This window comes from Streptomyces sp. NPDC048671, from assembly GCF_055587045.1.
The window spans coordinates 103,094-117,122 of record NZ_JBVJHB010000006.1 but is presented as its reverse complement, the minus strand read 5'-3'; the positions used below and the strand labels follow the sequence as shown (position 1 = coordinate 117,122).

At 70.2% G+C, this 14,029-nt stretch carries 11 protein-coding genes and 1 tRNA gene; 8 read left to right on the top strand and 4 right to left on the bottom strand.

The window, feature by feature from the left end; translation table 11 throughout:
* Nucleotides 1–94: 94 nt before the first annotated feature.
* Nucleotides 95–865 (bottom strand): ABC transporter ATP-binding protein, encoded by a 771-nt coding sequence (locus tag ACZ6S6_RS13780; protein WP_362954973.1) that lies wholly within the window; start codon nt 863–865, stop codon nt 95–97.
* 304 nt (nt 866–1,169) lie between these two features.
* On the bottom strand, nt 1,170–2,189 hold the full coding sequence (locus ACZ6S6_RS13775) for a LacI family DNA-binding transcriptional regulator (RefSeq protein WP_362954971.1): 1,020 nt from the start codon (nt 2,187–2,189) through the stop codon (nt 1,170–1,172).
* A gap of 222 nt (nt 2,190–2,411) precedes the next feature.
* Here ACZ6S6_RS13775 and ACZ6S6_RS13770 point away from each other — a divergent pair, with 222 nt between their 5' ends.
* The 8 genes from ACZ6S6_RS13770 to cutA all read left to right on the top strand — a co-directional run bounded on the left by ACZ6S6_RS13770 (nt 2,412) and on the right by cutA (nt 11,706).
* Nucleotides 2,412–4,145, top strand: coding sequence for an ABC transporter substrate-binding protein (locus tag ACZ6S6_RS13770; protein WP_469705760.1), 1,734 nt, complete (start codon nt 2,412–2,414; stop codon nt 4,143–4,145).
* Nucleotides 4,146–4,263: 118 nt separating this feature from the next.
* Complete coding sequence (locus ACZ6S6_RS13765; protein WP_362954968.1) at nt 4,264–5,259, top strand: ABC transporter permease; 996 nt, start codon at nt 4,264–4,266, stop codon at nt 5,257–5,259.
* Nucleotides 5,256–6,158, top strand: a complete 903-nt coding sequence (locus ACZ6S6_RS13760; RefSeq protein WP_469705757.1) for an ABC transporter permease — start codon at nt 5,256–5,258, stop codon at nt 6,156–6,158. Before ACZ6S6_RS13765 ends, ACZ6S6_RS13760 begins: the two co-directional genes overlap by 4 nt.
* 122 nt (nt 6,159–6,280) lie before the next feature.
* Nucleotides 6,281–7,222, top strand: a complete 942-nt coding sequence (locus ACZ6S6_RS13755) for an ABC transporter ATP-binding protein (RefSeq protein ID WP_469705755.1) — start codon at nt 6,281–6,283, stop codon at nt 7,220–7,222.
* A complete protein-coding gene (locus tag ACZ6S6_RS13750) occupies nt 7,207–8,118 on the top strand; it encodes an ATP-binding cassette domain-containing protein (RefSeq protein ID WP_469705753.1) in 912 nt (303 codons plus the stop codon). The genes ACZ6S6_RS13755 and ACZ6S6_RS13750 overlap by 16 nt, the downstream gene beginning before the upstream one ends.
* Nucleotides 8,115–10,532, top strand: coding sequence for a glycoside hydrolase family 2 protein (locus tag ACZ6S6_RS13745; protein ID WP_469705751.1), 2,418 nt, complete (start codon nt 8,115–8,117; stop codon nt 10,530–10,532). The genes ACZ6S6_RS13750 and ACZ6S6_RS13745 overlap by 4 nt, the downstream gene beginning before the upstream one ends.
* 247 nt (nt 10,533–10,779) lie before the next feature.
* Nucleotides 10,780–10,865, top strand: a tRNA-Leu gene (locus ACZ6S6_RS13740).
* Between the two features lie 517 nt (nt 10,866–11,382).
* On the top strand, nt 11,383–11,706 hold the full coding sequence (cutA, locus tag ACZ6S6_RS13735; RefSeq protein ID WP_469705748.1) for a divalent-cation tolerance protein CutA: 324 nt from the start codon (nt 11,383–11,385) through the stop codon (nt 11,704–11,706).
* Here cutA and ACZ6S6_RS13730 read toward each other — a convergent pair.
* Both ACZ6S6_RS13730 and ACZ6S6_RS13725 read right to left on the bottom strand, forming a co-directional pair.
* A complete protein-coding gene (locus tag ACZ6S6_RS13730) occupies nt 11,703–13,013 on the bottom strand; it encodes a helix-turn-helix domain-containing protein (protein ID WP_469705746.1) in 1,311 nt (436 codons plus the stop codon). The genes cutA and ACZ6S6_RS13730 overlap by 4 nt on opposite strands.
* Before the next feature lie 614 nt (nt 13,014–13,627).
* Nucleotides 13,628–13,927, bottom strand: a complete 300-nt coding sequence (locus ACZ6S6_RS13725; protein ID WP_469705744.1) for a hypothetical protein — start codon at nt 13,925–13,927, stop codon at nt 13,628–13,630.
* Nucleotides 13,928–14,029: the final 102 nt, after the last annotated feature.

Sequence of the window (14,029 nt, the reverse complement as noted above, 5' to 3'; positions counted from 1 at the left end):
GGAGGGGAGAGGTTCCGGAAAGGGCAGGGTTCGGCCGCCGCGCGGCACGGGTGCGGGGCGGTGCGGCGTCGGGGCCCGGGGAGGGGCCAGGGGCTCAGCTGGTGCGGCCCTTGGCGTCGAACGCCTTCATCCGGTCCAGCACCCCGTCCGCGGTGGGGTGCATCATCTGGTCCACGATCGCCCCGTCCGCGAGGAAGATCACCCGGTCCGCGTAGGAGGCGGCCGCCGGGTCGTGGGTCACCATGACCACGGTCTGGCCCAGCTCGCGCACCGAGTTGCGCAGGAAGCCGAGGACCTCGGCGCCGGAGCGCGAGTCCAGGTTCCCGGTCGGCTCGTCACCGAAGATGATCTCCGGCTGCGAGGCCAGGGCGCGGGCCACCGCGACGCGCTGCTGCTGGCCGCCGGAGAGCTCGGTGGGCCGGTGCTTCAGCCGGTCGGAGAGGCCCACCATCTCGATGACCTTGTGCAGCCAGTCCTGGTCGGGCTTGCGGCCGGCGATGTCCATCGGCAGCGTGATGTTCTCCAGCGCCGTCAGCGTCGGCAGCAGGTTGAACGCCTGGAAGATGAAACCGATCTTGTCCCGGCGCAACTGGGTGAGCTGCTTGTCCTTGAGCGACCCCAGCTCCGTCTCGCCGATCCGGACCGAACCGCTGCTGAAGCTGTCGAGGCCGGCCACGCAGTGCATCAGCGTGGACTTGCCGGAACCCGAGGGGCCCATGATCGCGGTGAACTCGCCCTGCGGGAAGTCCACGGAGACCCGGTCCAGCGCGGTCACCTTGGTCTCGCCCTCTCCGTAGACCTTCGACAGTTCCGTGGCGCGGGCAGCCACCGCGGTGGCGCGGTGAGCGGTGGTCATGGTGGTCACGGGAGACTCCAGGGTCGGGTTCGTACGGGAGGGACGGGTCTTCGGTCCGGGTCCGGAGGGAAGGCGCCGCCGGGGGCAGCGCCTCTCGCGAAGGCACTGCTCCATCGTCTCCGCCGCTCCGCCGCGGATCGTCAGTCCCGGTGCCCGTTCCGGGGGCCGCCTTGAGTCGCACCGCGGGGCCCTGGCGTCCTCCTGCGGTATGACACCGCCCCTGAGAGGGGTGACGCCGTCCGTGGGCCCTGGGCCGTGTCCGTGAAGTCCCGTCCGGCGCTCCGGGCGTACGAGGGGACTTCGCGGCCCCGTCCTACCGGGGCGCGGCCGTTGACCCGCGCGGGACCAGCCGGGCCGCCGCGTCCTCGAATCCGTCCGCCGCGCCGTCGGTGACCAGGGTCAGCAGGGTGCGGGCCGCGTGGCCCCCGTACGCCGGGATGTCGCGGCTCAGCGCGGTCAGCGGCGGCCGGACCACCCGGGAGAGCTGGGAGTCGTCCCAGGCGACCAGGGAGAGGTCACCGGGCACGTCCAGCCCCATCTCCTGGGCGACGGAGAGCCCGGCGACGGCCATGATGTCGTTGTCGTAGATGACCGCGGTCGGCCGCTCGGGGGCGCTGATCAGCCGCCGGGTCGCATGCGCCCCGTCCTCGCCGGAGTAGTCGGTGTGGACGATCACCGGCTCACCGAGCCCGAGTTCGGCGCAGACCTCGCGCTGGGCCCGGTCGCGCAGCGCGGTGTGGTTCAGCTCGGGCAGCCCCGCGACCCGGGCGACCGACCGGTGCCCCAGCGCGGTCAGATACGTGAGGGTGTCGCGTACCGCCGCCGTGTCGTCCGACCACACGGAGGTGAGCGGGCCGGCCGCCGACGGATGGCCGATCACCACGGCGGGCAGGCCCAGTTCGGCGATGCCCTCGATCCGCGGGTCGGGGCTGCGCAGATCGGCGAGGAACACCCCGTCCACCCGGCCCTCGCCCCACCAGCGGCGGTAGACCTCCAGCTCCTGGGCCGGGTCGCTGACGACCTGGAGGAGCAGGGCGCAGCCGCGCGGCGAGAGTTCGCTCTCGATGCCGCTGATCAGCTCCATGAAGAACGGCTCCATCCCGAGCAGCCGGGCGGGCCGGCACAGGGCGAGGCCGACCGCGTCGGCCCGCGCCCGGGTGAGGGCGCGGGCCGCGCTGTTGGGCCGCCAGCCGATCTCCTGCGCGATGGCCTTGATCGAGGCGCGGGTCGCCGGGGAGACGCCGGGCCGGTCGTTCAGCGCGTAGGACACCGCGACCTTGGAGACGCCGGCGCGGCGTGCGATATCGGCGATCGTGGGGCGGTGCCTGGGCATGCGACCTCGCTTAACCGGTTCGTGTACGACGGCCATCCTATGCGCCGAAGCTGTCGCGGACGGCTCCGCGTCATGAGGTGATGATCACTCAACTCCCTGTACAGGTAAACGAATGGGAGCGCTCCCGCACTCTTGACAGGCCTTCCGCGCGGCCTTAACTTCACGGCACTTACCCGGTTCAGTAACTCCGTCCGGCAGGTGCGACGGGGAGAAGGAGGGACGATGGGCACGGGATTCCGGGGACGGATCGCGATCACGCTCGCCGTGATCGGACTCGCCGCCACCGCGTGCACGGGGGGCGGCTCCTCGGCGGGCGGCTCGGGCACAAGCGGCGGCGGGGGCGGTGCGCTTCCGCGCAACGAGACGCTCTACACCACCGGTACGCAGTGGGGGCCGCCGGCCAACTACAACCCGCTGCACGACTGGGACCACGCCACCGGCACCAAGGGACTGGTCTACGAGACGCTGTTCCACTTCGCCCCCGACGCGGGCGAGCTGACGCCCTGGCTGGCGGAGTCGGGCAGCTGGACGGGCGACAAGACGTACGAGCTGAAGCTCCGTCCGGGCATCACCTGGTCCGACGGAAAGCCGCTCACCGCCAAGGACGTCGCGTACTCCTACGGGCTCGGCAAGATCGAGGCCTCGTCCTTCCACACGCTGTGGAGCTGGCTGTCGGACGCGAAGGCGGTGGACGCCACGACCGTCCGCTTCACCTTCAAGGAGGCCCGCTACCAGGAGTGGGACTACACCCTCTACGGCCAGCCGATCGTCCCCGAGCACATCTGGGGCAAGCGCTCCGAGAAGGAGATCCTCGACGGCGTCAACGACAAGCCGGTCGGCACCGGCGCGTACACGCTCAAGAGCCACTCCCAGGACCGGGTCGTCTGGCAGCGGCGCGACGACTGGTGGGGAGTCGAGGCGCTCTCCATGAAGCCCGCGCCCCGCTACATCGTCGACGTCTCCAACCCCAGCAACGAGGTCGTCATCGGCCAGCTGGGCCAGGGCCAGCTGGACCTGAGCAACAACTTCCTGCCCGGCGCCGCCTCGCTGGTCAAGAGCAAGAAGGTCGTCTCGTACTACGACAAGCCGCCCTACATGCTCTCCGCCAACACCGCCTGGCTGGTGCCCAACACCACGAAGAAGCCGATGGACGACGCGGCGTTCCGCAGGGCGCTCGCCGCCTCCGTCGACGTCGGGAAGATCGTCAAGGGCGTGTACGGGGAGCTGGTCAAGCCCGCCGACCCGACCGGGCTGCTCCCGCAGTGGAACAAGTTCGTCGACAAGGCCCTGGTGGCCGGTGAAGGCTTCACCTTCGACACCGCCAAGGCGAAGCAGACCCTGGCCGACGCCGGGTACAAGGACACCGACGGCGACGGCCTGGTGGAGAACAAGGACGGCTCGAAGATCAGCCTGAAACTGGCCGTGCCCACCGGCTGGACCGACTGGATGGAGGCGTCCAAGGTCATCGCCTCGTCCGCCAAGGCCGCGGGCATCAGCATCACCACCGAGTTCCCCGACCAGAACGCCCTCAACGAACAGCGCGGCAAGGGCGATTTCGACCTCGTCGTCAACAACGAGCGCCAGCTCTCCAACACCCCGTGGACGTACTACGAGTACATGTTCCAGCTGCCTGTCCAGAAGCAGCAGAACACGGTGAACTTCGGCCGCTACGAGAACAAGGAGGCCTGGAAGCTCGTCCAGCAGCTCGGCGGGGTGAAGACCGACGACACCGAGGGCATGAAGAAGATCATCTCGAAGATCCAGGACATCCAGCTCAAGGAGATGCCGGTCATCCCCCTCTGGTACAACGGCCTCTGGGCCCAGTCCACCACCGGGAGCTGGACGAACTGGCCGTCGGACGCCCCGGGTGCGCCCAAGTACGCACCGGCGCTGTGGCGCAACTGGCTGGAGATGGGCGGCTTCGAGACGCTCACCCAGCTCAAGCCCGCCAAGTGACACGGCGGTTCTGAGAGCCACCGGCCCGTGCCGGCAGCTCCGATTCGATGACCGCCCCGCCGTGTGTGTGCCGCCCTGACCGCTGCCCGCACGGCGGGGCTCTCTCCGGGGAGCCCCCTTGCGCCGCTACTTCGCCCGAAAACTTCTGGTCTACGCACTGACCTTCGTCGTCGCCGTCACCGTCAACTGGATGATCCCGCGCTTCATGCCCGGCGACCCGGTCGCCGCCATGGTGGCCCGCGCCAGGGTCTCCCAGCCCGAGGCCGTCGACGCGATGCGCGCCTACTACAACAACCTCTTCGGCTTCGACGAGCCCGTCTGGCAGCAGTACCTGCACTTCTGGAGCGCCCTGCTCCGGGGCGACTTCGGGCTGTCCATCTGGGTCTTCCCCAAGCCCGTCGCCGACGTACTGCTCGACGCACTCCCGTACACGCTGGGGCTGATGATCCCGGCCGTGCTGCTCAGCTGGTTCGTCGGCAACTGGGCAGGGGCGCTCGCCGCCCGCCGCAAGGTGCTCGACAACACCGTGCTGCCGGCCGGGTACCTGCTGACCGCCATGCCGTACATGTGGATCTCCGTCATCCTCGCCTGGGCGCTCGGCTCCAAGGCGGGGTGGTTCCCGATCTCCGGCGGCTACAGCCTGGACATCCAGCCGAGCTGGTCCACCGCCTTTGCCGTGGACCTGCTCCAGCACTGGGTGCTGCCGTTCCTCTCGCTGTTCCTGGTCGCGCTCGGCGGCTGGGCGATCGGGATGCGCAACATGATCATCTACGAGCTGGAGTCCGACTACTCCTCCTATCTGTCGGCCCTCGGCGCCCCGCAGCGGCTCATCCGCCGCTACGCGTTCCGCAACGCCGTCCTGCCCCAGATCACCGGACTCGCCCTCCAGCTCGGGGTCCTGGTGGCCGGCGCACTCGTCACCGAGATCGTCTTCGCGTACCCGGGGCTCGGCTCGCTGATCCTGGCCGCGATCCAGAACCAGGACTTCTTCCTGCTCCAGGGCGCGTTCCTGTTCATCGTCATCGGCGTACTGATCGCCAACTTCCTCATCGACATCGTGTACGTCGTCGTCGACCCCCGTACCCGTACCGGCATGGCAGGAGGCCAGTCATGAGCACCGCGCCCGACCCGGCCACCGAGCCCGCCGCACCCGTCTCCGCCGCCCGGCCCGGCCGGGAGACGCTCCACTACGCCGTGCGCAACCCCAAGCTGATCATCGGGTTCACCGTCGTCGTGCTGCTCCTGCTCGCCGGCCTCGTCGGACCCCCGCTGCTCGACAGCACCGACCCCAACGAGTACGTCGGCCCGCAGGCGGCGCCGCCGGACGGCACGTACTGGATGGGCACCACCACCTTCGGCCAGGACGTGTACGCGCAGTTCGTGCACGGGCTGCGCGCCACCTTCCTGGTCGGCGTCGTCGGCGGGGCCATCGCCGCCGTCATCGCCATGCTGGTCGGTTTCCTGGCCGGCTACCGCGGGGGAGTCGTCGACGAGATCCTCAACATGCTCACCAACGTGGTGCTGGTGCTGCCCGCCCTGGCGGTCCTGCTGATCATCAACGCCTACCTCGGGGTCCGCTCGGTGCCCGTGCAGGGCCTGTTCATCGGACTCACCTCCTGGCCCTGGGCGGCGCGGGCGATCCGGGCGCAGACCTTCTCGCTGCGCACCCGGGAGTTCGTGGACCTGGCCCGGCTCAGTGGCAGCGGCACCTGGCGGATCGTCTTCCGCGAGATCGCGCCCAACATGAGCTCGTACCTGTTCATGATGTTCATCCTGCTCTTCGGCGGCTCCGTACTGATCGCCTCCTCCCTCGACTTCATCGGGCTCGGCCCCACCGAGGGCGTCTCGCTCGGGCTGATGCTTCAGAGCGCCCAGCAGTGGAGCGCGCTCCAGCTCGGCATGTGGTGGTGGTTCGTCCCGCCGGGCGCCGGGATCACCGCGATCGTCGGCGCGCTGTACGTCGCCAACGTGGGCCTCGACGAGGTCTTCAACCCGAAGCTCCGGGAGGCCTGAGACATGAACGCGAACGTGACCGATCCGGGGGAGGCCCGAGACATGAACGCGAACGTCACCGATCCCGGGGAGGCCTGAGGCATGAAGCTCGAACGTGACCGATCCGGGGGAGGCCTGAGCAGATGACCCTGACCGTGACCGACCTCCGCGTCCACTACCGCACCCTGCGCGGCGAGGTCCGGGCCCTGGACGGCGTCTCCTTCGACCTGGCCGACGGGGAGATCCTGGGCCTGGCGGGCGAGTCCGGCTGCGGCAAGACGACGCTCGGCAAGTCGCTGATCCGCCTCGACGGCCGGATGCGGCACGCCGGCGGCACCGTCACCCTCGACGGCGACGACGTCCCGGTCTCCGACGACCGGGCGATGAACGCCTTCCGCTTCCACCGGATATCGCTCGTCCCGCAGTACTCGATGAGCGCCCTCAACCCGACCCGCCGCATCGGCCGCATGATCCGCGAACTGCTCGCCTCGCGCGGCGTCACCGTGGACACCGCCGAACTGCACCGCAGGCTCGACCTGGTGGGCCTGGACCACGACGTCCTGAACCGCTATCCGATCGAGCTGTCCGGCGGCATGAAACAGCGCGCCGTCATGGTGATCTCCACCCTGCTCGACCCGTCCGTCCTCATCGCCGACGAGGTCACCTCGGCCCTCGACGTCTCCACCCAGCGGGCCGTAGTCGGCGCGCTCACCGGACTCCGGGACAAGGGCCTGGTCACCAGCATGATCTTCGTGACCCACGACCTCGGCCTCACCTCGCACATCGCCGACTCCATCATGGTCATGTACGCGGGCAAGCTGGCCGAGAAGGCGCCCACGCAGGTCCTGACGACCGCACCCCGCCACCCGTACACGAAGCTCCTCCTCGGCTCGCTCCCCGAGGTCGGCGCCCGGTACGCCGACAAGCCCCTCAAGGGCATCGCGGGCGCCCCGCCCTCCCTGCTGAACCCGCCGGCCGGCTGCCGCTTCCGGGACCGCTGCCCGCTCGCCGACGAGCGGTGCGCCGAGGAACCCCCGGTCGTCGAGATCGCCCCCCGTCACTCCGTCGCGTGCTGGAAGGCCTGATGCTGACCCTCGACAACGTCACCAAGACCTACCGCGCCGGAGCCTTCGGCGGCGGTTCGGTCACCGCCGTGGACCGGGTGTCCTTCACCGCCGCACCCGGCGAGGTCGTCTCCCTCATCGGGGAGAGCGGCAGCGGGAAATCCACCATCGGCCGGATGATCCTCGGCCTCACCGGGGTCAGCGGCGGCAGCCTCACCCTGGACGGGCGGGCGGTCCGCCCGGGAAAGGACTTCTACCGCCGGGTCCAGGGCGTCTTCCAGGACCCCTTCTCCTGCTACAACCCGGTCTTCCGGGCCGACCGCGTCTTCGACCTGATCCGCCGCGCCTACCACCCCGGTGTGCCCGACAAGCAGTGGGCCGACCGCGTGGAGAAGGCCGTACGGGACGTACGTCTGGACCCCGGACAGGTACTCGGCCGCTACCCGCACCAGCTCAGTGGCGGCCAGCTGCAACGCCTCCTCATCGCCCGCGCCCTCCTGCTCGACCTGAGCTTCCTGGTCGCCGACGAGATCACCAGCATGCTCGACGCCTCCACCCGCATCGACGTCCTCAACCTCCTCGCCGTCCTCAAGGAACGCGGACTGGGCGTCCTGTACATCACCCACGACCTGGCACTCGGCACCTACCTCGCGGAACGCACCGTGGTGCTGCGCCGCGGCCGGGTGGTGGAACGCGGCGACACCCAGAAGGTGTTCGGCAACCCACTGCACCCCTACACCCGCACCCTGCTGGCCGCCGTGCCCCGTCTGAACACCCCGTGGAACCCGCCCGAACCGCTGGAGTCCTGCGCCTTCCACGAGGGCGGGGCACCCGGCACCACTGACCTGTACGAGACCGAGCCGGACCACTTCGTCGCCTGCGCCCAGCTCCCCGACTGCGGAAGGACCCCCGCGTGACCCTTCGCCACCTGCCCCTGCACGACGGCTGGACGCTCACCGCCGACGGCCCGGTGCCGCTGGGGCTCGCCACCGGGGGCGTCCCCGCCACCGTGCCCGGCTGCGTCCACACCGACCTGCTCGCGGCCGGGCTCATCGACGACCCGTACCTGGACGACAACGAGACCCGGCTCGGCTGGATCGGCCGCACCGACTGGACGTACCGCACCACCTTCGACTGGTCCCCGGACGGCCACGACCACGCCGACCTCCGCTTCGACGGCCTCGACACGGTCGCCACCGTCCTGCTCAACGGCACCGAGGTGGGCCGCACCGCCAACCAGCACCGCAGCTACCGCTTCCCCGTCCGCCCGCTGCTGCGCGAGGGCGCCAACACCCTGGAGGTACGGTTCACCGCCCCGTACACCTACGCCGAGGAGCTGCGCGACCGCCTCGGCGACCGGCCCGGCGCGTACGCGGAGCCGTACGCCTTCATCCGCAAGATGGCCTGCAACTTCGGCTGGGACTGGGGCCCGACCCTGGTCACCTCGGGCATCTGGCGGCCGGTAGCCCTGGAGACGTGGAGCGGTCCGCGGATCGCGTCGGTGAAGCTGCTCCCGGACCTGGACGCGGACGGGGTTCCGCGCCTGACCGTCGAACTGGAGGTCGAACACGACGGCTCCGCGCCGCTGTCGGGCGCGGTCGGGGTGATCGGCGCGGGCGCCGTCTTCATCGCGACGCAGGACGAGCACCGCGTCTCGGTCACCCTCACGGTTCCCGAGGCAGAGGTCTGGTGGCCGCACAGCCACGGCGAACAGCCGCTGTACGACGTCACGGTCCGCGTCGGCGACGACGTCCGGCAGGCCAGGACCGGCTTCCGGGCCGTCACCCTGGAACGCGAGGCGTTCCGCGTCTCGGTCAACGGTGAACCCGTCTTCGTGCGTGGCGTCAACTGGATCCCCGAGGACTGCTTCCCCTCGCGCCTCACCCGGCAGCGGATCTCCGACCGCCTGGACCAGGCGGTCGCCGCGGGCGTCAACCTGGTCCGGGTCTGGGGCGGCGGCCTCTACGAGAGCGACGACTTCTACGAACTGGCCGACGAGAAGGGCCTGCTGGTCTGGCAGGACTTCCCGTTCGCCTGCGCCGCGTACCCGCAGGAGCAGCCGCTGTGGGACGAGGTGGCGGCCGAGGCCCGCGAGAACGTCGCCCGCCTCGCCCCGCACCCCTCCCTGGTGCTGTGGTGCGGCAACAACGAGAACCTGGAGGGTCACGCGGACTGGGGGTGGCAGGAGGAGCTGGGCGACCGCACCTGGGGGCACGGCTACTACCACGAGCTGCTGCCCGGGATCGTCGCCGAGACGGACCCGACGCGCCCCTACTGGCCCGGCTCGCCCTACTCGGGCACCGAGGACGTCCACCCGCAGGACCCGGCGCGCGGCACCATCCACGTCTGGGACGTGTGGAACCGGGCCGACTACTCGGCGTACGCGGACCGGGTACCGCGCTTCGTCGCCGAGTTCGGCTTCCAGGGCCCGCCCGCGTACGCGACCCTGCGCCGCGCCGTCAGCGGCCCGCTCGCCCCCGACGCCCCGCTTCTCGCCCACCACCAGAAGGCCGAGGACGGCAACGCCAAACTGCTCCGGGGCCTGGGCGACCACCTGCCGCAGCCGGGCGCGGACTTCGACGACTGGCACTGGCTCACCCAGCTCAACCAGGCCCGCGCCGTCGCCTTCGGCATCCGCCACTTCCGCTCCCACACCCCGTACTGCATGGGCACGATCCTCTGGCAGCTCAACGACTGCTGGCCGGTCGTCTCCTGGGCGGCCGTCGACGGCGACGGCCGCCGCAAACCCCTCTGGTACGCCCTGCGGGCCGTCTACGCGGACCGCCTGATCGCCGTGCGCGACGGCGCGGTCCACCTGATCAACGACGCCCCCACGCCCTGGACCGGCACCCTGCGGCTGACCCGGCACGGCCTGGACGGCGCGGTACTGGCCGAGGAGGAGGTGGCGGTGAGCACGGCCGCGCGCTCGGCCACCCGCGTCCCGCTGCCGGTCTCCCTCGCCGAACCGGCCGCCCCGGACCGCGAACTGCTGGTCGCCCGCCTCGGCGACGCCAGAACGGTCGAGTTCTACGAGGAGGACACCCGCCTCGCGCTCCCGCCGGCCCGCTACGACGTGACGGTGACGGAGGCGGGGGAGCCGGCGGCCGGGCCCCCCGGCTACCGCGTCGAGGTCACCGCCCGCACCCTCCTGCGGGACCTCGCGCTCTTCCCCGACCGGCTGGACCCGGCGGCCGAGGTGGACGACATGCTCGTCACCCTGCTGCCGGGGGAGAGCACCGTGTTCATGATCACAGGCGCGGTCCTGAAGGACCCGGAGGCCCTGGGCCGGCACCCGGTCCTGCGCTGCGTGAACGACACCGTCACCCGGTAGGGGTGGCGCGCCCCTGGCGATCCGTGGCGCGCCCCTGGCGAATCGGCTGTGTGGGTGCGGCGAATTCACGTCAATTCGGATTGCCGGTCGCCGCGCCCACAACCCCGCAAAGGGTGCGTCTACGCCTCGCGGGTGTGCTGACGCACCCTCAAACGGTCAATAAAATAAGACAACATCGAGCCACTGTTCGGCTGACTGGGGGAGCCCCCCGGATAGGGTCATGTGCCAACGCGGAGCCGCGCGCCAAGCCCGGATGGTGGAATGCAGACACGGCGAGCTTAAACCTCGCTGCCCCTCGGGGGCGTGCCGGTTCGAGTCCGGCTCCGGGCACCACTGCGCGTGGGGGATGACCTGCGGAAAGGCCGATTCCGCCGGTCATCCGCCCGTGGCTTGGGAGCACGGCGGGAGCACCGCTGCCAGGCGGTCCGTCGAAGCCCCGCACCGCGAGGCGGAGAGGCCGGGCCGGCGCCGTCACGGGCCACCGGGTGAAGGGGTACATCGGCGGATTCCGGGCGGCCCCGATCCGGCCGGGGCGAGGTGATGACGGCCCGTCAGCGTCAGTCGACATGCACTGCTTGAACGCGCACGGGCGGAGGCCGTCCATCCTCGGGGGCCGGCAGGCGGAGCGGTTGAGTGGCGATCGGTCAGCCGACCTCTTGTGAAGGCCGTGGACGACGCGGGCCGGCGGTGGCGGGGTGAAGGGTCAGGGGTACATCACCGCGGTCAGTTCATTCACGCCGGCACGGGCATTCAGTGAGTTCGTCAGTCAGGTCGATGGCCACGGAGTGGGGTCGTACCGGCGGATCTTGGGTGTATGCCGTTGGCGAGCCTGCTCGTTAGGCTCCCGGCCATGACCGAATACGTGCAGGTATCCACGGCCACCGAGACGAAGCAGCAGGCGGTCGATCTCGCGGGTGGGGCTGTTCAGCAGCGGCTGGCCGCAGGTGCTCAGGTCGTCGGGCCGGTGGTCAGTGTGTTCTGGCACCTGGGCGAGTACGGCACTGGGGAGGAGTGGCAGCTCCTTCTCAAGACGACGACGGACCGGTACGCGGAGCTGGAAGCCCATCTCCTGAAGCATCACCCGTGGGACAGCCCGGAGGTGTGTGCCGTACCGATCGTCCGGGGTGCCGAACGGTGCTTGCAGTGGATCGCCGACTCTGTGGCAGCGTCCTAGCCCGCCGCGTGTTCCAAGAGATCTCGGACCACGGCGAGGTCCGTGTGGTTGCGCAGCTGGTCGAGTAGCGGAGCGATGCGCTGCCGAGGCCGGATGGACGCGACGCCCATGGAGAGCTCCAGCGCACGGCCGGTCGTCGTGGCCGCTTGCTCGACTTCACCAGCGGTGAAGTAGGCGTTGGCGAGCCAGGAGAGATAGAGCGCTTTGTCGCGCGCGTGGTCGTCGGAGTATCGGTTGAGGGCGTCGGTAAGGACGGGCACGGCGCGGAGCGGGCGGCGGAGCTCCGTCCAGCAGCGGCCGGTCATGATGTCGAGTTCGGTGTCGTCGACCCACGCCGACCAGTCGGGTTGTGGCTCGCCCTCCTGTGCGACGGCAAGGGCCTCGCGGGCGGCGGTGAGGGCGCGATCCGTACTCTGCGGCTGGTTGTCTACGGCGCAGGCCCAGGCGAGCCGTTCGTAGAGGAGAGCCCGGACGGAGGACGGCGTCCGGGCGGTGATCGTTGCGCAGGAGTCCTGCGCGAACACCACGGCGGCTCTCCGGTCGTTCGCGATGGTGCTGTAGGCGAGGAACGCCAGGCTGTTGCCGTAGAGGTCGGTGTCCTGTGCGCTGCGTGCGGCGTCGCGGCTCTCCTCGTACAGGTCCTGGGCATCGTGGGTGTGGCCGCCGTCGAACGCGGCCCACCCCGCTTGCTGGGCCTGCTCGGCGAGGAGAGCGGTGAGTCGCCGGCGCGAGTCGCCGGTGAAGGAGCCCTGGCGGAGGAGGCCCTTGGTGAACTGGACCTCGCCGAGGTACACGTGGTGCGTATCGCCTCCACCGAGGACGTCGTCCAGGCGGCGTAGCCGGGCGGTGCGGGCGCGGAGCCGGTCGACGTAGGAGTCGTCGATGCGTTTCGGGGGAGCGGGCCGGTGAAGGATCGGGAGGGCGGCGGCGAGGCCGGTGGCCGTTGCTGCCTGGAGGATGGTTCGACGACGCACGTATGGTCCGTTCTCTGCGCTGAATGTTCCAGCAGGAGCGGCGCCTTCCTCCCACGGCCGGGGAGCGAGGCCGAGCACGCGTCCGGGGACGCGTAGAGCATCCGCGATGGCGGTGATCTTTTCGAAGGTCGTGACTCTGCCCTGCCCACGCGCGAGCGTCCCGACCCGGTCGGGCTTGATGTCGCATTCGGCAGCGATCTTCGAGTAGCTGATCCCTGCCCGCTCACGCGCGAGGCGGAAGACCTTCCCGAAGTCGTGACCGATCAGCGCACGTTGTATTTCCTCGTCGTTGAGGAGATCCCTGGGTAGGGCCGTGGGGGGCTGGTAGGTCATGCGGCACTCTTCCTGCTCACCTGAGTCTGCGCGGTGGTGGCACCCGGCGTTCTACCCATCATGGGTATACCTCGGGTCGGGAGGCAGAGCTTTCGCGGGAGTACCACTCTGTACGCGAAAGCCCCGGGGGAGCGGTCCAGCCCGCCGGTCCCGGGGCGTGGACGACTGGATGGAGTCGCCGTGCGTGAGCGTACCCAACTCGCCTTCCGCGTAAGGCGGACCATGGAGGACTGTCATCGCCGATCCTTGGGGGTAGCGCGATGAGAGAGAGTGGACCCCTGGGCCTGGCCCCAACCGGTCCCCGAACAGTCGTGACGACCAGAGCCAACCGGACTCTGGCCTCAGGGTATTGGCTGTTGTCGGCCGCTCCACTACCCCCGCAGGCGAAGGCCGAATGGGAGGCGAAGGGGGCTGCCTGGCTGAGGCCCGGAGTCCTGTTCGCCGCCGCGGTGATGCGAGAGGCTGTGGTTCACGCCGCAGTCGGACTGACCAGCCCGCAAGCCTGCGCCGGACCGCTCGCTGATGTCTTCGAGAGCGGCCCGCCGTTTTACAGCGCGAACGGGTTTGGCCAGGAAGGCTCGTACACGGTGCTACTCCCGGCCCGCACGGCGAGGCTAAGGCCTGTGCCAGGTGCGACAGCGCACCCGCAACACGCCTTGCTCCTGGTGCCTGCTCCACACGTCACCGAACGAACCGATGACGGGCCCCGGTGGCTGACGCCCCTCGAAGGGCCGGGGCTGCTGTGTCCACCGGACCGCGTCGCAGCTCTGGCCGGCTTCGGCCGGGATGTCCTCCGGCGGCGTCAGGGGCGGCGGGATGCCTGAGTCGAGCCGTGCGACGGCAACAGCTCCGCCGGACACCTTGAGAGCGATCGGCAGGACGCTGTCCCGGCCCTTGAGTATGGGTTCCTCCATTGCGGTTGAGGGGGACCCGGCCGGAGGGCTGCGTACACCGAGACACTGCCGCGGCTCTGCCTGTGGATCGGCGCCTGCGCCCGGCACGACCTCGCCATATGA